This window comes from Pseudomonas sp. GD04058 (assembly GCF_029836855.1).
Lineage (GTDB): Bacteria > Pseudomonadota > Gammaproteobacteria > Pseudomonadales > Pseudomonadaceae > Aquipseudomonas > Aquipseudomonas bharatica.
In genome coordinates, this window is the sequence record NZ_JAOECN010000021.1 from 52,280 (window position 1) to 71,392 (window position 19,113).

The 19,113-nt window shown below is 59.2% G+C and carries 26 protein-coding genes; 4 read left to right on the forward strand and 22 right to left on the reverse strand.

Annotated features, from left to right (window positions below; all coding sequences use genetic code 11):
- The first annotated feature begins 15 nt into the window (after nucleotides 1-15).
- On the forward strand, nucleotides 16-813 hold the full coding sequence (locus tag N7650_RS17670; RefSeq protein ID WP_009397460.1) for a TSUP family transporter: 798 nt from the start codon (nucleotides 16-18) through the stop codon (nucleotides 811-813).
- 1 nt (nucleotide 814) lies between these two features.
- Here the strand turns inward: N7650_RS17670 and N7650_RS17675 are convergent, their stop codons facing one another.
- On the reverse strand, nucleotides 815-1,633 hold the full coding sequence (locus N7650_RS17675) for a helix-turn-helix transcriptional regulator (protein WP_009397461.1): 819 nt from the start codon (nucleotides 1,631-1,633) through the stop codon (nucleotides 815-817).
- A 178-nt stretch (nucleotides 1,634-1,811) separates the two neighbouring features.
- On the opposite strand from N7650_RS17675, the gene N7650_RS17680 reads away from it, so the two are divergent.
- Both N7650_RS17680 and N7650_RS17685 read left to right on the forward strand, forming a co-directional pair.
- On the forward strand, nucleotides 1,812-3,254 hold the full coding sequence (locus N7650_RS17680) for a sodium:alanine symporter family protein (protein WP_009397462.1): 1,443 nt from the start codon (nucleotides 1,812-1,814) through the stop codon (nucleotides 3,252-3,254).
- 94 nt (nucleotides 3,255-3,348) lie between these two features.
- Nucleotides 3,349-4,338 carry an asparaginase gene (locus tag N7650_RS17685; protein ID WP_009397463.1) on the forward strand — a complete coding sequence of 330 codons (990 nt, stop codon included), beginning with the start codon at nucleotides 3,349-3,351 and terminating at the stop codon, nucleotides 4,336-4,338.
- Nucleotides 4,339-4,492: 154 nt separating this feature from the next.
- Here N7650_RS17685 and N7650_RS17690 read toward each other — a convergent pair whose 3' ends face one another.
- On the reverse strand, nucleotides 4,493-5,008 hold the full coding sequence (locus N7650_RS17690; RefSeq protein WP_009397464.1) for a single-stranded DNA-binding protein: 516 nt from the start codon (nucleotides 5,006-5,008) through the stop codon (nucleotides 4,493-4,495).
- Nucleotides 5,009-5,017: 9 nt separating this feature from the next.
- Entirely contained in the window at nucleotides 5,018-6,412 is a 1,395-nt protein-coding gene (locus tag N7650_RS17695) for an MFS transporter (protein ID WP_279899332.1), read from the reverse strand.
- Between the two features lie 129 nt (nucleotides 6,413-6,541).
- Here N7650_RS17695 and uvrA point away from each other — a divergent pair, with 129 nt between their 5' ends.
- Nucleotides 6,542-9,376 (forward strand): excinuclease ABC subunit UvrA, encoded by a 2,835-nt coding sequence (uvrA, locus tag N7650_RS17700; RefSeq protein ID WP_279899334.1) that lies wholly within the window; start codon nucleotides 6,542-6,544, stop codon nucleotides 9,374-9,376.
- A gap of 64 nt (nucleotides 9,377-9,440) precedes the next feature.
- Here uvrA and bfr read toward each other — a convergent pair whose 3' ends face one another.
- The 19 genes from bfr to rpsQ form a co-directional block, all read right to left on the reverse strand.
- Nucleotides 9,441-9,905 carry a bacterioferritin gene (gene bfr / locus N7650_RS17705; RefSeq protein WP_064302107.1) on the reverse strand — a complete coding sequence of 155 codons (465 nt, stop codon included), beginning with the start codon at nucleotides 9,903-9,905 and terminating at the stop codon, nucleotides 9,441-9,443.
- 243 nt (nucleotides 9,906-10,148) lie between these two features.
- Complete coding sequence (gene rplQ, locus N7650_RS17710) at nucleotides 10,149-10,535, reverse strand: 50S ribosomal protein L17 (RefSeq protein ID WP_009397469.1); 387 nt, start codon at nucleotides 10,533-10,535, stop codon at nucleotides 10,149-10,151.
- Nucleotides 10,536-10,577: 42 nt separating this feature from the next.
- Entirely contained in the window at nucleotides 10,578-11,579 is a 1,002-nt protein-coding gene (gene rpoA / locus N7650_RS17715) for a DNA-directed RNA polymerase subunit alpha (protein WP_003186012.1), read from the reverse strand.
- A gap of 22 nt (nucleotides 11,580-11,601) precedes the next feature.
- Nucleotides 11,602-12,222 carry a 30S ribosomal protein S4 gene (gene rpsD, locus N7650_RS17720; RefSeq protein WP_009397470.1) on the reverse strand — a complete coding sequence of 207 codons (621 nt, stop codon included), beginning with the start codon at nucleotides 12,220-12,222 and terminating at the stop codon, nucleotides 11,602-11,604.
- A gap of 15 nt (nucleotides 12,223-12,237) precedes the next feature.
- Nucleotides 12,238-12,627 (reverse strand): 30S ribosomal protein S11, encoded by a 390-nt coding sequence (gene rpsK / locus N7650_RS17725; RefSeq protein WP_002555466.1) that lies wholly within the window; start codon nucleotides 12,625-12,627, stop codon nucleotides 12,238-12,240.
- A gap of 30 nt (nucleotides 12,628-12,657) precedes the next feature.
- Entirely contained in the window at nucleotides 12,658-13,014 is a 357-nt protein-coding gene (rpsM, locus tag N7650_RS17730; RefSeq protein ID WP_009397487.1) for a 30S ribosomal protein S13, read from the reverse strand.
- Nucleotides 13,015-13,145: 131 nt separating this feature from the next.
- Nucleotides 13,146-13,262 carry a 50S ribosomal protein L36 gene (gene rpmJ, locus N7650_RS17735; protein ID WP_002555468.1) on the reverse strand — a complete coding sequence of 39 codons (117 nt, stop codon included), beginning with the start codon at nucleotides 13,260-13,262 and terminating at the stop codon, nucleotides 13,146-13,148.
- Between the two features lie 26 nt (nucleotides 13,263-13,288).
- Nucleotides 13,289-14,620 (reverse strand): preprotein translocase subunit SecY, encoded by a 1,332-nt coding sequence (secY, locus tag N7650_RS17740; RefSeq protein ID WP_009397489.1) that lies wholly within the window; start codon nucleotides 14,618-14,620, stop codon nucleotides 13,289-13,291.
- On the reverse strand, nucleotides 14,621-15,055 hold the full coding sequence (gene rplO, locus N7650_RS17745) for a 50S ribosomal protein L15 (RefSeq protein WP_009397491.1): 435 nt from the start codon (nucleotides 15,053-15,055) through the stop codon (nucleotides 14,621-14,623).
- A 3-nt stretch (nucleotides 15,056-15,058) separates the two neighbouring features.
- Nucleotides 15,059-15,235, reverse strand: coding sequence for a 50S ribosomal protein L30 (gene rpmD, locus N7650_RS17750; RefSeq protein WP_009397493.1), 177 nt, complete (start codon nucleotides 15,233-15,235; stop codon nucleotides 15,059-15,061).
- A gap of 2 nt (nucleotides 15,236-15,237) precedes the next feature.
- The gene (gene rpsE, locus N7650_RS17755) at nucleotides 15,238-15,738 is read right to left on the reverse strand and encodes a 30S ribosomal protein S5 (protein ID WP_009397494.1); all 501 of its coding nucleotides are present in this window, start codon (nucleotides 15,736-15,738) and stop codon (nucleotides 15,238-15,240) included.
- 3 nt (nucleotides 15,739-15,741) lie between these two features.
- Nucleotides 15,742-16,092 carry a 50S ribosomal protein L18 gene (rplR, locus tag N7650_RS17760; protein ID WP_009397496.1) on the reverse strand — a complete coding sequence of 117 codons (351 nt, stop codon included), beginning with the start codon at nucleotides 16,090-16,092 and terminating at the stop codon, nucleotides 15,742-15,744.
- A gap of 10 nt (nucleotides 16,093-16,102) precedes the next feature.
- The gene (rplF, locus tag N7650_RS17765; protein WP_009397497.1) at nucleotides 16,103-16,636 is read right to left on the reverse strand and encodes a 50S ribosomal protein L6; all 534 of its coding nucleotides are present in this window, start codon (nucleotides 16,634-16,636) and stop codon (nucleotides 16,103-16,105) included.
- Between the two features lie 12 nt (nucleotides 16,637-16,648).
- Complete coding sequence (rpsH, locus tag N7650_RS17770; RefSeq protein WP_009397498.1) at nucleotides 16,649-17,041, reverse strand: 30S ribosomal protein S8; 393 nt, start codon at nucleotides 17,039-17,041, stop codon at nucleotides 16,649-16,651.
- A 207-nt stretch (nucleotides 17,042-17,248) separates the two neighbouring features.
- Nucleotides 17,249-17,554 (reverse strand): 30S ribosomal protein S14, encoded by a 306-nt coding sequence (rpsN, locus tag N7650_RS17775; RefSeq protein ID WP_009397499.1) that lies wholly within the window; start codon nucleotides 17,552-17,554, stop codon nucleotides 17,249-17,251.
- 13 nt (nucleotides 17,555-17,567) lie between these two features.
- Nucleotides 17,568-18,107, reverse strand: a complete 540-nt coding sequence (gene rplE / locus N7650_RS17780) for a 50S ribosomal protein L5 (RefSeq protein WP_009397500.1) — start codon at nucleotides 18,105-18,107, stop codon at nucleotides 17,568-17,570.
- Between the two features lie 20 nt (nucleotides 18,108-18,127).
- Nucleotides 18,128-18,442 carry a 50S ribosomal protein L24 gene (gene rplX, locus N7650_RS17785; RefSeq protein WP_009397501.1) on the reverse strand — a complete coding sequence of 105 codons (315 nt, stop codon included), beginning with the start codon at nucleotides 18,440-18,442 and terminating at the stop codon, nucleotides 18,128-18,130.
- Nucleotides 18,443-18,453: 11 nt separating this feature from the next.
- Nucleotides 18,454-18,822 carry a 50S ribosomal protein L14 gene (gene rplN, locus N7650_RS17790; protein ID WP_009397502.1) on the reverse strand — a complete coding sequence of 123 codons (369 nt, stop codon included), beginning with the start codon at nucleotides 18,820-18,822 and terminating at the stop codon, nucleotides 18,454-18,456.
- Between the two features lie 23 nt (nucleotides 18,823-18,845).
- On the reverse strand, nucleotides 18,846-19,112 hold the full coding sequence (gene rpsQ / locus N7650_RS17795) for a 30S ribosomal protein S17 (RefSeq protein WP_003255478.1): 267 nt from the start codon (nucleotides 19,110-19,112) through the stop codon (nucleotides 18,846-18,848).
- Nucleotide 19,113 lies beyond the last annotated feature (1 nt).

Sequence of the window (19,113 nt, forward strand, 5' to 3'; positions counted from 1 at the left end):
TGGAGTAACCATTCAATGCTGGAAATCGATTTATCCCTGCTACTGATACTCGCCACCGTCGCGCTGCTGGCCGGGTTCTTCGATGCCATCGCCGGAGGCGGTGGGCTGATCACCCTGCCGGTGCTGTTCATCGCCGGCCTCGATCCGCTGGCGGCGCTGGCCACCAACAAGTTCCAGGCCGCCAGCGCCACGGTCTCGGCGACCTGGGCCTTTGCCCGGCGCGGCATGCTGGACTGGAACAGCGGCCTGCCCATGGCCTTGATGGCGTTCGTCGGTGGTGCGCTCGGTGCACTGTCGGTCAGCCTGGTCCCCCATGACTTGTTGCAGGCCGGGGTGCCGGTGCTGCTGATCCTGGTGGCCGCTTACTTCGCCTTCAGTCCGCGCCTGGACGACCAGCAACTGCGCAAGCCACGGATACCGCCGGGCCTGTTCTGCCTGCTGATCGCGCCGCTGCTGGGGTTCTACGACGGCGTGTTCGGCCCGGGGGTCGGTTCGTTCTTCATGCTCGCGTTCATGCTATTGCTGGGCCAGGGCATGCTCCGCTCGGTCGGTAACAGCAAACTGCTTAATGCCGCGTGCAATCTCGGCGCCCTGCTGGTCTTCGCTGCCAGCGGCAAGCTGCTCTGGCCCCTGGCACTGGTGATGGCCCTGTGCGCCATGCTTGGCGCGCAACTGGGGGCACGCTGCGCCGTGCATTTCGGCCCGCGCCTGATCCGCCCGCTGGTGGTGTGCGTGTGCACGGTCATGGCAACCAAGCTGCTGATGGACGTCGGCAATCCGCTGGTGGAATGGGTGGCAGACGAGTGGCCTTGATTCATTCGATCTCGAACAGGCCGTTGCGGATCGGCCCGGCGGTGAGGCGCTCGCGCACATCATCGTCGATACGCGGATCGTCCGGTCGATACAGCTTCACCTGGCGATAGGCATTAATGCGGTTGATTTCCGGACCGAGATATTCCCAGACCACCCGGGTGCAGGCCGGGGTGCGCCGATCACCGCTGGAAACCCCGGTCTTGAGGCCGTTGAGACGGGTGATCCGGCTCTTGAAACTGGGGATCAGCACAGTCTGGCTCATCTCGTTGACGGTGAGCGACTCGTAATCCATCAGGAACACCCGGTCCTGCAACTGGAAGGCCGCGCCCAGGTAGCGGCAACGCACCCAATCCTCGGCCTGCACGTCGGTACTGCTGGAGCGCTCCTGACGCTCCTGGCGCTCGAAAAGGTAGTTGCCATTGTCTTCGTACAGATGCACCAAGGACAACAGAATGCTGCCCGGTACCGACATGCAGTTGGAGTATTCGAAGTAGTACCCGCAGTAGCGCGACAGGTTGCCGGCGTGCTCGCGCAGCGGGCGCAGCAGCTCAAGCAAGGGATCGTTCTGCACGGGGTTCGCCACCGTGGCGCCACGCGCGCCGATCAGCCGGGCGAACTGCTCCGGCGGCATGCCAAGTTCGTAATCCTCGACCCCGAAGAAATCGCCAATGCGCTTGAGGTTGTACGCCGTCGGCTGGCTCTGCCCGCTGAGGTACTTGTTGAATTGCGCCCGGTTGATCGAGAGCTGGCGGCAAACCTCCGAGATAGAGCGATAGTGGCTGCAGGCCAACTTGAGGTTGATACCGAGGTTTTCACTCATGGAAACGGATCCGGCTGATGCAACAGGCGCCAGTTTAGCATCAAGTCGCACCAAAACAGAGCAAGTGGCGAAATTGTAACCGTAGTTGTCATGGCCAAACATGCGCGCCATGGACCTGGTGCTTGCACGCCGTCCTATCTGTCTTTCATGCAAAGAATAAGAATCCGAGGTCACTTCCATGCTCGAAGCGCTCAACGATTTCCTTTCGGGGAAACTCCTCATCGTGCTCATCGTCGGACTGGGTAGCTATTTCACCATCCGCTCCCGTTTCGTCCAGTTCCGCCATTTCGGCCACATGTTCGGTGTATTCAAGGAATCGTTGCGCGGCCAGGCTGGCCAGCTGAGCTCTTTCCAGGCATTGATGCTGAGCCTGGCCGGCCGGGTCGGTGCGGGTAACATCGCCGGTGTCGGTATCGCCGTGACCCTGGGCGGCCCGGGCGCCGTGTTCTGGATGTGGGTCACTGCCCTGGTCGGCATGTCCAGCAGCTTCTTCGAATGTACCCTGGCCCAGGTCTACAAGCGCGCCGATGGCGATGGCCTGTACCGTGGCGGTCCGGCGTACTACATCCAGCATGGCCTGAAGCTGAAGGGCATGGCCGTGGTGTTCTCCCTGCTGCTGCTGGTCACCTACGGCTTCGCCTTCAATGGCCTGCAGTCCTACACCGTGACCCACTCGCTGCAAAACGCCTTCGGCTTCGCGCCGAACCACACCGGCATCGCCCTGGCCATCCTGCTGGCGATCGTATTCGTCGGTGGCATCAAGCGCATCGCGGCAGTTTCCGACCTGCTGGTTCCAATCAAGACCCTGGCCTACATCGGCGTCACCCTGTACGTAATCGGTACCCAGATCGACCACGTTCCGGCCATGCTCGAAACCATCTTCAAAAGCGCCTTCGGCCTGGATCCAGCCTTCGCCGGCCTGCTGGGCAGCGCCATCGTCATGGGCGTGAAGCGTGGCGTATTCGCCAACGAAGCCGGCCTGGGCAGCGCGCCTAACGTCGCCGCCGTCGCCGCCGTGAAGCACCCGGGCGCCCAGGGCGTTGTGCAGGCATTCAGCGTATTCCTCGACACCTTCGTCATCTGCACCTGCACCGCACTGCTGATCCTGCTGTCGGGCTTCTACACGCCGGGCTTCGAAGGCGACGGCATTGTCCTGACCCAGAACTCCTTGGCCGCAGTAGTCGGTGACTGGGGTCGCATCTTCGTCAGCGTCGCCCTGTCGCTGTTCGTCTTCACCTGCATCCTCTACAACTACTACCTGGGCGAAAACAGCCTGCAGTTCCTGACCCGTAACCGCATGGTACTGATGGGCTACCGCGCCCTGGTCCTGGCGCTGATCGTCTGGGGTTCGGTGCAGAACCTGGGCACCGTGTTCGCCTTCGCCGACATCACCATGACCTGCCTTGCCTTCGTCAACCTGATGGCCCTGGCCCTGCTGTTCAAGGTCGGCCTGCGGGTGATGCGCGACTACGACGAGCAACGCAAGGCTGGTATCTCGCAGCCGGTGTTCGACTCGGCCAAGTTCGCCGACCTGGACCTGGACCGTGCCGCCTGGCCGGAAGGTGTCAAGGCTGAAGCCGCCGACAGCAGCGTTGCCGGCGCAGCGCAAACCCAGCGCTAAGTTCGACCCGCTTCTCGCTTCAGAAAGAGAGCCGCCCCTTCGCGGGCGGCTTTTTTTTGCCCGATTTTTCTGTTTTTGCTTTGGAAATCCCCTTATGCGCGCAGTCAAGAATCTCCTCGTCCTCTATACCGGCGGCACCATCGGCATGCTGCAAACGCCCGAGGGGCTGGCCCCGGCGGGCGGTTTCGAGGCGCGCATGCGTGCCTGGCTGGACGCTCACCCCGAGGCGCCACGCCCCGACTGGCGCTTGCAGGAAATGTCGCCGCTGCTCGACAGCGCCAACATGCAGCAGGGCAACTGGCTGGCGATGCGCGACGCCATCGTCGAAGCGGTGAAGCAAGACGGTCACGATGGCGTGCTGTTGCTGCATGGCACCGACACCCTGGCCTACAGCGCAGCGGCCTTGTCGTTCCTGCTGCTGGGCCTGGACGTGCCGGTAGTGCTGACCGGCTCGATGCTGCCTGCCGGCGCCCCGGACAGTGATGCCTGGGACAACCTCGCCGGTGCGCTGGCGTTGTTCAGCCAAGGACTGGAGAACGGCGTGCAGTTGTTCTTCGCTGGCAAGCTGATGTCTGGTGTACGCGCCAGCAAGCTGCGCAGCGAGGCCTTCGATGCATTCGCCGCCCTGCCCCGTCATCGCGAAGGCGAACGGGCGGCGGAATTGCCGACCACGCTCAGCTACTGCCAACCGCGCTCGCCGGTGAACCTGGCCGTGCTGCCAATGTACCCGGGGATCCAGGCGGCCCATGTGCGAGCGCTGCTGGAGACTGGAATAAAGGGCCTGCTGCTGGAGTGTTACGGCAGCGGCACCGGACCGTCGGATGATGAGGCGCTGCTGGACGCCTTGCGCGATGCGGGCCAGCGCGGAGTGCTGGTGGCGGCGATCAGCCAGTGCATGGAAGGCAGCGTAGTGTTCGATATCTATGAGGCCGGGAGCCGACTGCGGGATACCGGGCTGGTCTCCGGCGGCGGCATGACTCGGGAAGCGGCGCTGGGCAAGATGTTCGGCCTGCTCGGGGCCGGGCTGGACCTGGCGACGGCGCGGCATTGGTTTGCACTGGATATGTGTGGGGAGCGGGCTTAACGCAGGGCCTCATCGCTGCACCGCTGGACCTGTGGGAGCTGGCTTGCCAGCGATGAGGCCCTCAAAGACAAAGCAATTTCCAGGCTGAAATGAAGAAGGCCCAGTCTCCTCAGGAGACTGGGCCTTCTTCATTTACTGACGCGGCAGTAGCGAATCAGAACGGAATATCATCATCGAAGCTGTCGAAATCCGGGGCCGGCTGCGGCGCTGGCTGCTGAGGAGCAGGACGCTGCGGAGCCTGTTGCGGACGCTGGGCCTGCTGGCGTGGAGCCTGCTGCGGCGCCTGGTTGTAGTTGTCACGCGGGGCACCACCGTCCTGGTTCTGCGGACGACCGCCAAGCAGCTGCATGGTGCCCTGCATGTCGACGATGATTTCGGTGGTATAGCGCTTGATGCCGTCTTTTTCCCACTCGCGAGTCTGCAGCTTGCCTTCGATGTAGACCTGGGAACCCTTGCGCAGGTACTCGCCAGCGATCTCGGCGACCTTGCCGAACATCGAGACGCGATGCCATTCGGTGCGCTCGACCTTCTGACCGGTCTGCTTGTCGGTCCACTGCTCGCTGGTAGCCAGGCTCAGGTTGGTGACTGCGTTACCGTTCGGCAGGTAGCGAACTTCAGGATCCTGGCCACAGGTGCCGACCAAAATAACTTTGTTAACCCCACGGGCCATAACGTTCTCCTAGGCTTCACTCGCCGCGGACGCCGGATTGACCAGGCGTTCCAGGGTCGAGCGATCCAAAATTTGTGTATCAAGTTTGATGTAGATGGCAGCTTCATCAGCAACCACCACTGCGTCGGTCACACCCGGCACGGCCTTCAGGCGCTCGGACAAGCCCGCTTCGCGCAGCGCCTCGGGCGACAACGGCATGCGCAGGCTCGTTACATAAGGTGGTTCGTTCATGGTAACAGCAACCACGAGCCAGATCGCGCACAAAGCTGCACACCCCAGGAATACGGTTACCAACCCACCATGCTGGAACAGCCATCCACCGAGAATCCCGCCCAGCGCCGCCCCGAGGAACTGGCTGGTGGAGTAGACCCCCATCGCCGTGCCCTTGCCGCCAGCGGGCGACACCTTGCTGATCAACGAAGGCAGCGACGCTTCCAGCAGGTTGAAGGCGGTGAAGAAGATGACGGTTCCGATCACCAGCGCCGACAGGCTGTTCCCCACCTCCCAGAAAAACAGCTCCGTCAGGAGCAAGACACTGACCGCGCCCAGAAGGACGCGTTTCATCTTGCGCTTTTTTTCACCATAGATAATGAACGGAATCATTGCGAAGAATGAAATCAGCAGTGCCGTCAGGTACACCCACCAGTGTTGTTCCTTGGGCAGCCCGCCACGCTCGACGAAGGCCAGCGGCAGCGCGACGAAGCTGGCCATGAGGATTGCGTGCAGGACAAAGATACCCACATCCAGGCGCAGCAGATCAGGATGGCGCAGCGTCGGACCAAGCGCCTGCCTGGCTACACCGGACTCGCGATGATGCAGCTGGGTGTTGGACGTCGGAACAACGAAGGCGATCAAGGCAATCCCGACCAGTGCCATCGCCGCCGTCGCCAGGAACAGCCCCGAAAGACCGAACGCGCGGGTCAGCAACGGCCCGACGACCATCGCCACGGCGAACGAAAGACCGATGCTCATGCCGATCATGGCCATGGCCTTGGTCCGATGCTGCTCGCGGGTCAGGTCCGACAGAAGCGCCATCACCGCCGCGGAGATCGCCCCGGCACCTTGCAGGATGCGTCCGGCGATCACGCCCCAGATCGAATCGGCCTGGGCCGCCAGCACACTCCCCAGCGCAAAGACCACCAGTCCGAGATAGATCACCGGGCGTCGGCCTATGCGGTCGGAGATGATCCCGAAAGGAATCTGCAGGACCGCCTGGGTCAGGCCGTAGGCGCCGATCGCCAGGCCAATCAGGGCCGGCGTGGCACCGGCCAGGTCCATGCCATAGGTCGCCAGCACCGGCAGGACCATGAACATGCCCAGCATACGGAAGGCGAACACCAGGGCCAGGCCGCCTGCGGCGCGGGTTTCGCTGCCGCTCATGCGTTCGCTGTGGGGATCGTGCATGGATATACCTCGTGTGAACCGGCGGCGATTCTACCAGTCCCATCGGTTAACGGCATCTACGCGACGCTTTGCCGCGTAATGGCCACGCCCCGTATACTTCTGCGTTTATGCCCGCCAAGCGAGGCCGTAGTGGACAAGATCCTGATTCGTGGGGCTCGCACCCACAACCTGAAAAACATCGACCTGACTCTGCCTCGCGACAAACTGATCGTGATTACTGGGCTGTCCGGTTCCGGCAAGTCGTCCCTGGCTTTCGATACGCTCTATGCCGAAGGCCAGCGGCGCTATGTGGAGTCGCTGTCGGCGTACGCCCGGCAGTTCCTGTCGATGATGGAAAAGCCCGACGTGGATACCATCGAGGGCCTGTCGCCAGCGATTTCCATCGAGCAGAAATCCACCTCCCACAACCCGCGCTCCACCGTCGGCACCATCACCGAGATCTACGATTACTTGCGCCTGCTCTACGCCCGCGTAGGCACGCCACGCTGCCCGGATCACGATATTCCGCTGGAGGCCCAGACCGTCAGCCAGATGGTCGACCTGGTCCTGGCCCAGCCCGAAGGCAGCAAGCTGATGCTGCTGGCGCCGGTGGTGCGCGAGCGCAAGGGCGAACACCTGGCGGTTTTCGAGGAACTGCGCGCCCAGGGCTTCGTGCGTGCGCGGGTCAACGGCAAGCTGTTCGAGCTGGATGAATTGCCCAAGCTCGACAAACAGAAAAAGCACAGCATCGATGTGGTGGTGGATCGGTTCAAGGTCCGTGCCGATCTGCAGCAGCGCCTGGCCGAGTCCTTCGAGACCGCGCTGAACCTGGCAGACGGTATCGCCCTGGTCGCGCCGATGGACGACGAGCCTGGCGAGGAAATGATTTTCTCCGCACGTTTCGCCTGCCCGATCTGCGGCCACGCCATCAGCGAGCTGGAGCCCAAGCTGTTCTCCTTCAACAACCCGGCCGGTGCTTGCCCGACCTGCGACGGTCTGGGGGTCAAGCAGTTCTTCGACGTCAAGCGCCTGGTCAATGCCGAGCTGACCTTGGCGGAAGGTGCCATCCGTGGCTGGGATCGACGCAATGTCTATTATTTCCAGATGCTCGGGTCGCTGGCCGCGCACTTCGGTTTCAGCCTGGAAAAGCCCTTCGCAGAGCTGCCTGCGGACCAGCAGAAGACCATCCTGCACGGTAGCGGCAGCCAGAACGTGGACTTCAAGTACCTCAACGATCGCGGCGATATCGTCAAGCGCTCGCACCCCTTCGAAGGCATCGTGCCGAACCTGGAGCGGCGCTACCGCGAAACCGAGTCCGCCACCGTTCGCGAGGAACTGGCCAAGTTCCTCAGCACCCAGCCCTGCCCGGATTGCCGTGGCACCCGCCTGCGCCGTGAGGCCCGGCATGTGTGGGTTGGTGAAAAAACCTTGCCGGCAGTCACCGGTCTGCCGATCGGCGAGGCCAGCGATTACTTCGGCGGATTGAAACTGACCGGTCGCCGTGGAGAAATCGCTGACAAGATTCTCAAGGAAATCTGTGAACGCCTGCAGTTCCTGGTGAACGTCGGACTCGATTATCTGACCCTCGACCGTAGTGCCGACACCCTGTCCGGTGGCGAAGCCCAGCGCATCCGCCTTGCCAGCCAGATCGGTGCCGGCCTGGTCGGGGTGATGTACATCCTCGACGAGCCCTCCATCGGCCTTCACCAGCGCGATAACGACCGCCTGCTGGCAACCCTCAACCACCTGCGCGATATCGGCAACACGGTGATCGTGGTGGAACATGACGAAGACGCGATCCGTCTGGCCGACTATGTGGTGGACATCGGCCCGGGTGCCGGTGTGCATGGTGGGCAGATCGTGGCCGAAGGCACTCCGGACGAGGTCATGGCTCATCCTGATTCGGTGACCGGCATGTACCTGTCCGGTCGCAAGAAGATCCTCGTTCCGGCCAAGCGCACACCACGCAACAAGAAGCTGTCGATCAAGCTCAAGGGCGCGCGGGGCAACAACCTGCAGAACGTCAACCTGGAGATCCCGATCGGCCTGCTGACCTGTGTCACCGGCGTTTCCGGCTCGGGCAAATCGACCTTGATCAACAACACGCTGTTCCCGCTGGCCGCGACTGCCCTCAACGGGGCGTCCACGCTGGAGGCGGCCGCTCATGACAGCTGCGACGGCCTGCAGCACCTGGACAAGGTGGTGGATATCGACCAGAGCCCGATCGGTCGTACTCCTCGTTCCAACCCGGCGACCTACACAGGATTGTTCACCCCGATCCGCGAATTGTTTTCCGGGGTGCCGGAGTCTCGCTCCCGAGGCTACGGTCCGGGACGTTTTTCCTTCAACGTGAAGGGCGGCCGCTGCGAGGCGTGCCAGGGCGATGGCTTGATCAAGGTGGAGATGCACTTCCTGCCGGACATCTATGTTCCTTGCGATGTCTGCAAGAGCAAGCGCTACAACCGCGAAACCCTTGAGATCAAGTACAAGGGCAAGAACATCCACGAAGTGCTCGAGATGACCATCGAGGAAGCACGGGAGTTCTTCGATGCGGTGCCGGCGCTGGCGCGCAAGCTGCAAACGCTCATGGACGTCGGGCTTTCCTACATCAAGCTCGGGCAGTCGGCCACCACCCTGTCCGGGGGCGAGGCGCAGCGGGTCAAGTTGTCCCGCGAGCTGTCCAAGCGTGATACCGGCAAAACCCTGTATATCCTCGACGAGCCGACCACCGGCCTGCACTTCGCGGATATCCAGCAATTGCTGGACGTGCTGCACCGTCTGCGCGACCACGGCAACACCGTAGTGGTGATCGAACACAACCTGGACGTGATCAAGACCGCCGACTGGCTTGTAGACCTGGGTCCCGAGGGTGGCTCCAAGGGCGGTCAGATCATCGCTTGCGGTACGCCGGAGGAGTTGGCGAAGATGGAACAGTCCCACACCGGGCACTATCTCAAGCCATTGCTGGAACGCGACCGCGCCTGAGTGCAACACCTAAAAAAAGCCCCTGTCGTGTTGAGCGACAGGGGCTTTTCATTTGCGCCGGGAATTACATCTGCGATTGCAGGTAGTTTTCCAGGCCCAGGGACTTGATCAGGCCTTGCTGCTTTTCCAGCCAGTAGGTGTGATCTTCCTCGGTATCGGCCAATTGCTGGCGCAGGATATCGCGGCTGATGTAGTCCTTGTGCAGTTCGCACAGTTCGATGCCTTTGCACAGCGCGGCCCGAACCTTGTATTCCAGGCGCAGGTCAGCAGCGATCATGTCCGGTACGCTGGTACCGACATCCAGATCATCAGGACGCATGCGCGGAGTGCCTTCGAGCATGAGGATGCGTCGGATCAGGGCATCGGCGTGTTGTGCCTCTTCTTCCATCTCGTGGTTGATACGCTCGTAGAGCTTGCTGAAGCCCCAGTCCTCGTACATGCGCGAGTGGATGAAGTACTGATCGCGTGCCGCCAGTTCGCCCGTCAGCAACGTGTTGAGGTAGTCGATTACGTCCGGGTGACCTTGCATCGTCCCGCATCTCCCTGTTTGAAAGTCGATAGTGTGAACCAGGATGACCGGCAGGTCACTGGAAAATGCGCAAAAATACGTAAAAAAGCCGGTGAACAGTAGTGATTTTCATTGAAATACCCGCCAAATGAGGCGAGTTCTTCTTATCATTTCGACTTTGCCGCAAGAGTGCTTTTCATTCTCGAAATGCTGAAAACAAAAAACCGGGCACTAGGCCCGGTTTCTTGTAGAAGACTGTTCGTCTTACTCAGCGGCTTCTACCGAGCCACCGACTGGACGATCAACCAGCTCGACGTACGCCATAGGTGCGTTATCGCCAGCGCGGAAACCGCACTTGAGGATACGCAGGTAGCCGCCCTGACGGGTGGCATAGCGCTTGCCCAGATCGTTGAACAGCTTACCAACGGCTTCTTTCGAACGGGTACGGTCGAAAGCCAGACGACGGTTAGCAACGCTGTCTTCTTTAGCCAGGGTGATCAGCGGCTCGGCAACGCGACGCAGCTCCTTGGCTTTTGGCAGGGTGGTCTTGATCAGCTCGTGCTCGATCAGCGACACCGCCATGTTCTGGAACATGGCCTTGCGGTGAGAGCTGGTACGGCTCAGGTGACGTCCACTTTTACGATGACGCATGATTCATTCCTTACCAAACACTACGTTCGGTGATTACGACGATCAGGCAGTCGCCTTGTCGTCTTTCTTAAGACTTGCAGGCGGCCAGTTGTCGAGGCGCATGCCGAGGGACAGACCACGGGAGGCCAGAACGTCCTTGATTTCAGTCAGGGACTTCTTGCCGAGGTTCGGAGTCTTCAACAACTCTACTTCGGTGCGCTGAATCAGATCGCCGATGTAGTAGATGTTCTCCGCCTTCAGGCAGTTGGCCGAACGTACGGTCAATTCCAGATCGTCAACCGGACGAAGCAGGATCGGATCGATCTCGTCTTCCTGCTCGACTACCACGGGCTCGCTGTCACCTTTGAGGTCGACGAATGCAGCCAGCTGCTGTTGCAGGATGGTTGCAGCACGACGGATCGCCTCTTCAGGATCCAGGGTACCGTTGGTTTCCAGATCAATAACCAGCTTGTCCAGGTTGGTACGCTGCTCGACACGGGCGTTTTCCACCACGTATGCGATACGGCGAACCGGGCTGAACGAGGAATCGAGCTGCAAGCGACCGATGCTGCGGCTTTCATCCTCATCGCTCTGACGCGAATCGGCCGGTTCATAACCACGACCACGAGCTACGGTGAGCTTCATGTTCAGGGCGCCGTTGGACGCCAGGTTAGCGATTACGTGATCGGGATTAACGATCTCGACATCATGATCCAGCTGAATATCGGCAGCGGTAACCACCCCCGAACCCTTCTTCGACAAGGTCAGCGTAACTTCGTCACGACCGTGCAGTTTGATAGCCAGGCCTTTCAGGTTCAACAGGATTTCAATGACGTCTTCCTGTACACCTTCGATCGCGGAGTACTCGTGGAGTACGCCATCGATCTCGGCCTCGACTACTGCACAGCCAGGCATGGAGGACAACAGGATGCGGCGCAGCGCGTTGCCCAGGGTATGGCCGAAACCACGCTCGAGAGGCTCGAGCGTGATTTTAGCGCGGGTTGGACTGACGACCTGCACATCGATATGGCGGGGCGTCAGGAACTCATTTACCGAAATCTGCATGGATGCACCTATTTTCTAGCCCTTACTTGGAGTAGAGCTCGACAATCAGGTTTTCGTTGATGTCGGCAGACAGGTCGCTGCGAGCAGGAACGTTCTTGAAAACGCCCGACTTCTTGGCAGCATCCACGTCAACCCACTCAACGCGGCCACGCTGAGCACACAGTTCAAGGGCTTGAACAATGCGCAGCTGGTTCGCCGATTTCTCGCGAACTGCGACCACGTCACCCGGACGAACTTGGTAGGACGGAACGTTTACAGTCTTGCCGTTGATGCTGATCGCTTTGTGCGAAACCAGCTGGCGGGATTCAGCACGGGTAGCGCCGAAGCCCATACGGTATACGACGTTATCCAGACGGCATTCGAGCAGTTGCAGCAGGTTCTCGCCGGTAGCGCCTTTCTTGGCCGCTGCCTGCTTGTAGTAACCGCTGAATTGACGCTCGAGAACGCCATAGATACGACGGACTTTTTGCTTCTCGCGCAGCTGGGTGCCGTAGTCGGACTGACGGCCACGGCGCTGGCCGTGGATACCTGGGGCTGCTTCGATGTTGCACTTCGATTCCAGAGCGCGAACGCCGCTCTTCAGGAACAGGTCGGTGCCTTCACGACGAGACAGTTTGCATTTTGGACCAATGTAACGTGCCATTTATCTGTCTCCTGATTACACGCGACGCTTCTTCGGCGGACGGCACCCGTTGTGCGGGATTGGCGTCACGTCGGTGATGCTGGCGATCTTGTAGCCGCAGCCGTTCAGTGCACGAACAGCGGATTCACGACCCGGACCTGGGCCCTTGACGTTTACGTCGAGGTTCTTCAGGCCGTATTCCAGCGCAGCTTGACCTGCACGTTCAGCAGCTACCTGAGCAGCGAACGGGGTCGATTTGCGGGAACCACGGAAACCCGAACCGCCGGAAGTAGCCCAGGACAGAGCGTTACCTTGACGATCGGTGATGGTCACGATGGTGTTGTTGAAAGACGCGTGGATGTGGGCGATGCCATCAACCACTGTCTTTTTGACTTTTTTACGAGGACGAGCAGCAGGTTTTGCCATGTCTAAATTCCTGTCGATTCGCTGGTGCGATTACTTGCGGATCGGCTTACGCGGACCCTTGCGGGTACGTGCATTGGTCTTGGTACGCTGACCGCGTACTGGCAGACCCCGACGATGGCGCAGACCGCGGTAGCAGCCCAGGTCCATCAAACGCTTGATTTTCATGTTGATGTCACGACGCAGGTCACCTTCGGTGGTGAACTTCGCGACTTCGCCACGCAGCTGTTCAATCTGCTCGTCGCTCAGATCCTTGATCTTAGCGGCTGGGTTTACACCAGCATCTGCACAGATTTTCTGTGCAGTAGTGCGACCAACACCATAGATGTAGGTCAGCGAGATAACAGTATGCTTGTTATCTGGAATGTTAACGCCTGCAATACGGGCCATTCAGTGGGACTCCAATTGACAGCTACCTACGCCCCGGAAGCCAAGAAATAGGGCGCGAGATAATATCGCTGTAGAAACAAATAATCAACCCAGCAGCACACTAGCTGCTGGGTTTGAAGCACAGATCACACTCAGCCTTGGCGCTGCTTGTGACGCGGTTCCGCGCTGCAAATTACTCGAACCACACCTTCGCGGCGAATAATCTTGCAGTTACGGCACAGTTTTTTGACCGATGCACGAACTTTCATCACCAACTCCTCGAACCTTAGGGGTTTCAGCGCAGCAGACCGCTGCCACCGTAGCCTTTCAGGTTGGCTTTCTTCATCAGGGATTCGTACTGGTGCGAAACGAGGTGCGATTGTACTTGGGACATAAAGTCCATCACAACCACTACCACAATCAGCAACGAGGTCCCGCCAAGGTAGAACGGAACGTTTGCAGCCACGACCAGGAACTGGGGCAGCAGGCACACGGCCGTCATATAAAGAGCACCGAACATGGTCAGACGAGTCAGAACGCCATCAATGTAGCGTGCGGACTGCTCACCAGGACGGATACCCGGAATAAAGGCACCGGACTTCTTAAGGTTTTCCGCTACGTCCTTCGGATTGAACATCAGCGCTGTGTAGAAGAAGCAGAAGAAAACGATCCCTGCACTAAACAGCAAAATGTTCAACGGCTGACCAGGAGCGATCGACTGCGCGACATCCTGCAACCAGCCCAAACCTTCGGACTGGCCGAACCAGGAACCCAGCGAAGCCGGAAACAGCAGAATGCTGCTTGCGAAAATGGCCGGAATGACACCAGCCATGTTCACTTTCAGCGGCAAGTGGCTCGTCTGCGCAGCGAAGACCTTGCGGCCCTGCTGACGCTTGGCGTAGTGAACAGCAATACGACGCTGACCACGCTCGATGAAGACCACGAAACCGATAATCGCTACTGCCAGCAGACCGATAGCGACCAGGGCGAAGATGTTGATATCACCCGTACGTGCAGACTCGAAAGACTGCCCGATTGCTCTCGGAAGACCGGCAACGATACCTGCGAAGATAAGCATCGAGATACCGTTGCCCACACCGCGCTCCGTGATCTGCTCACCCAGCCACATCATGAACATTGCGCCAGCCACGAAAGTGGAAACCGCAACGAAATGGAAGCCGAAGCCTGCAGAAAACGCCACGCCCTGACCGGCCAGACCAATGGACATGCCAGTGGCCTGGACCAACGCCAGGATAACGGTGAGGTAGCGGGTGTACTGGCTGATCTTGCGACGGCCAGATTCACCTTCCTTCTTCAACTGTTCCAGCTGTGGGCTGACAGCAGTCATGAGCTGCATGATGATCGATGCCGAAATGTACGGCATGATTCCCAGTGCAAATACGCTCATGCGCTCCAGCGCACCGCCGGAAAACATGTTGAACAAGCTAAGAATGGTCCCCTCATTCTGTCGAAACAGTTCCGCCAGCCGGTCCGGGTTAACACCTGGAACTGGGATATGCGCACCTATCCGATAGACGATAATCGCCAGGAACAGAAAACGCAGACGAGCCCAAAGTTCAGACATCCCGCCTTTGCCGAGCGAAGAGAGAGCACCTTGCTTAGCCATTTATTCCTCGAACTTGCCGCCAGCTGCTTCGATAGCCGCACGCGCACCCTTGGTGGCTGCGATGCCCTTGATGGTGACCGCGCGAGTAACTTCGCCGGACAGCATGATTTTCACGCGCTGTACGTTCTGGTTAATCACGTTGGCGTCCTTCAGGGACTGAACGGTGATCACGTCGCCTTCCACCTTGGCCAGCTCGGACAGACGCACTTCTGCGCGGTCCATGGCTTTCAGGGAAACGAAGCCGAACTTCGGCAGACGACGGTGCAGCGGCTGTTGACCGCCTTCAAAGCCTGGAGCAATGGTGCCACCGGAACGGGAGGTCTGACCTTTGTGGCCGCGGCCACCAGTCTTGCCCAAACCGCTACCGATACCACGACCCGGACGATGCTTCTCGCGACGGGAACCCGGCGCTGGACTCAGATCATTGAGTTTCATCGATTAACCCTCGACGCGCAGCATGTAGTAAGCCTTGTTGATCATCCCGCGGTTCTCGGGAGTATCCTGGACTTCTACAGTGTGACCGATGCGACGCAGACCCAGACCCTTAACGCACAGTTTGTGGTTAGGCAGGCGGCCGGCGGTGCTTTTGATCAGCGTTACTTTAACGGTAGCCATGATCAGAGGATCTCCTCAACGCTCTTGCCGCGCTTGGCAGCAATGGACTCAGGAGATTGCATAGCCTTCAGACCCTTGAAGGTGGCGTAAACCACGTTTACAGGGTTGGTCGAGCCGTAGCACTTGGCCAGGACGTTCTGAACGCCAGCAACTTCCAGGACGGCACGCATTGCGCCACCGGCGATGATACCGGTACCTTCCGAAGCAGGCTGCATGTAGACCTTCGACGCGCCATGGGCGGACTTGGTGGCGTACTGCAGGGTAGTGCCATCCAGGTCGACCTGAATCATGTTGCGGCGAGCGGCTTCCATGGCTTTCTGGATCGCAGCTGGAACTTCGCGCGACTTGCCACGGCCGAAGCCAACACGGCCCTTGCCATCACCTACCACGGTCAGCGCGGTGAAGGTGAAGATACGGCCACCTTTTACGGTCTTGGCAACGCGGTTAACCTGAACCAGCTTCTCGATGTAGCCTTCGTCGCGCTTTTGATCGTTATTTGCCATAACTTAGAACTCCAGCCCGCCTTCACGAGCAGCATCAGCCAGCGCTTTAACGCGGCCATGGTACTTGAAGCCGGAACGGTCAAAGGCAACTTGAGATACACCGGCGGCTTTCGCACGCTCAGCTACCAGCTTGCCAACCTTAGTGGCCGCGTCGATGTTGCCGGTGGCGCCATCACGCAGTTCTTTGTCCAAAGTCGAGGCACTGGCCAGGACTTTGCTGCCGTCGGCCGAAATGACCTGGGCGTAGATGTGCTGCGAGGAGCGGAACACGCACAGACGCACGACTTCGAGTTCGTGCATTTTCAGGCGTGCTTTGCGAGCGCGACGCAGACGAGTAACTTTTTTGTCGGTCATTTGCTATGCCCTACTTCTTCTTGGCTTCTTTACGACGGACTACTTCGTCCGCGTAACGCACACCCTTGCCTTTGTAAGGCTCTGGCGGACGGAAGTCGCGGATTTCAGCGGCCACCTGACCTACCAGCTGCTTGTCGATACCCTTGATCAGGATGTCGGTCTGGCTAGGAGTTTCAGCGGTGATACCGGCTGGCAGTTCGTAATCCACTGGATGCGAGAAGCCGAGCGCCAGGTTCAGCACGTTGCCTTTGGCTTGTGCCTTGTAACCAACACCGACCAGCTGGAGCTTGCGCTCGAAGCCTTGGCTTACGCCTTGGACCATGTTGTTTACCAGGGCGCGGGTGGTACCGGCCATAGCGCGGGTTTGTTGATCGCCGTTGCGAGCAGCGAAACGCAGCTCACCAGCTTCTTCGATCACTTCTACGGACGAGTGAACATTCAGTTCGAGAGTGCCCTTGGCACCCTTCACCGAAAGCTGCTGGCCAGCGAATTTGACTTCGACACCGGCTGGCAGCTTAACGGGGTTCTTAGCGACGCGAGACATGCTTATCCCCCCTTAGAACACTGTGCAGAGAACTTCGCCGCCAACACCGGCAGCGCGCGCAGCACGATCGGTCATCACACCTTTGTTGGTGGAGACGATAGACACGCCCAGGCCGCCACGTACTTTCGGCAGCTCATCGACGGACTTGTACTGGCGCAGGCCAGGACGGCTTACGCGCTTGACTTCTTCGATGACCGGACGGCCTTCGAAGTATTTCAGCTCGATGGAGAGCGATGGCTTGGCATCGGCGGTTACCTGGTAACCAGCGATGTAACCTTCGTCCTTCAGAACTTTGGCGACCGCAACCTTCAGAGTCGAAGAAGGCATGCTTACGACGGACTTTTCAGCCATCTGGGCATTACGGATGCGAGTTAGCATGTCCGCTAACGGGTCCTGCATACTCATGGGCTAGACGCTCCTGATACACAAAAAAATTAGCCTTTCGGCTACTACTGTCACCTTGAGGCGCGCGAGAAAACCCGGGCTCAGGTGAGCCGGTCATTCTAGACACATCCCCGAAACGAAACAAGCCCCAAAAGGGGCTTGTTTCGATGCAAGATCACCGGTGGTCGGAAGATCGCTCCCCCGCCACCAGGACGCTGCCGGTACGTCTTACCAGCTGGCCTTGACCAGACCTGGAACGTCACCGCGCATTGCTGCTTGACGCAGCATGTTACGGCCGAGGCCGAACTTGCGGTAAACGCCATGTGGACGACCGGTGAGGCGGCAACGGTTACGCAGGCGCGCAGCGCTGGCGTCACGTGGTTGCTTCTGCAGAGCTACGACAGCAGCGAAACGCTCTTCTGGACTTGCGTTCAGATTCACGATGGTTGCTTTCAGCTCAGCACGCTTCTTGGCGTATTTAGCGACCGTCAACTGACGCTTCAGCTCACGGTTTTTCATGCTCTTCTTGGCCATTTTCCTACTCCAATCAGTTGCGGAACGGGAATTTGAAAGCGCGCAGCAGAGCGCGACCTTCATCATCCGTACGAGCAGTGGTGGTCAGGGTAATGTCCAGACCGCGGAGAGCATCGATCTTGTCGTAGTCGATTTCCGGGAAGATGATCTGCTCTTTCACGCCCATGCTGTAGTTGCCACGACCATCGAAGGACTTGGCATTCAGGCCGCGGAAGTCGCGAACCCGAGGCAGGGAGATCGCCAGCAGGCGGTCCAGGAACTCGTACATACGATCGCGGCGCAGGGTGACTTTGACGCCGATCGGCCAGCCTTCGCGGACTTTGAAGCCAGCGATGGATTTCCGGGCGAAGGTCACGACAGCTTTCTGGCCGGTGATCTTTTCCAGGTCGGCAACAGCGTGCTCGATGACTTTCTTGTCGCCGATCGCTTCGCCCAGACCCATGTTCAGGGTGATCTTGGTAACGCGCGGAACTTCCATCACGTTCGCCAGCTTAAGTTCTTCCTTAAGCTTGGGAGCGATTTCCTTCCGATAAATCTCTTTCAGTCGTGCCATGGTCTTCTACCTAGCAGTGTTCAAGCATCAACCGCTTTTTGGGTCGACTTGAAGACACGAATTTTTTTGCCGTCTTCTACTTTGAAACCAACGCGGTCAGCCTTGTTGGTTTCACCATTGAAGATGGCGACGTTGGAAGCGTGCAGTGGCGCTTCTTTCTCGACGATACCGCCCTGTACGCCCGACATCGGGTTAGGCTTGGTATGACGCTTCACCAGGTTGATCCCACCAACGACCAGACGGTCGTCAGCGAGAACCTTCAGCACCTTACCGCGCTTACCTTTGTCTTTGCCGGCGATCACGATGATCTCGTCGTCACGACGAATCTTTTGCATGTCGGATCTCCTTACAGCACTTCTGGGGCGAGCGAGACGATCTTCATGAACTTCTCGGAACGAAGCTCACGGGTCACTGGCCCAAAGATACGGGTGCCGATCGGCTCTTGCTTGTTGTTCAGCAGAACAGCAGCGTTGCCATCAAAGCGGATGATGGAGCCGTCAGCACGACGGACGCCATGGCGGGTACGAACCACAACAGCGGTCATTACCTGGCCTTTCTTCACTTTACCGCGAGGAATTGCTTCCTTGACGGTTACCTTGATGATGTCACCGATAGCGGCGTAACGGCGGTGCGAACCACCGAGAACCTTGATGCACATGACGCGACGAGCGCCGCTGTTATCGGCCACATCGAGCATGGATTGAGTCTGAATCATAAAATATCTCCGACCCTTAGCCCTTAGACTTCAACAGCGCGTTCGAGAACTTCAACCAGTGCCCAGGACTTGGTCTTGGCCAGCGGACGGGTTTCACGAATGGAAACCTTGTCGCCGATCTTGCACTGGTTGGCTTCGTCGTGCGCGTGCAGCTTAGTCGAACGCTTAACGTATTTACCGTAGATCGGGTGCTTTACGCGACGCTCGATCAGAACGGTGATGGTCTTGTCCATCTTGTCGCTGACGACACGGCCAGTCAGCGTACGGACGGTTTTTTCAGCTTCAGCCATG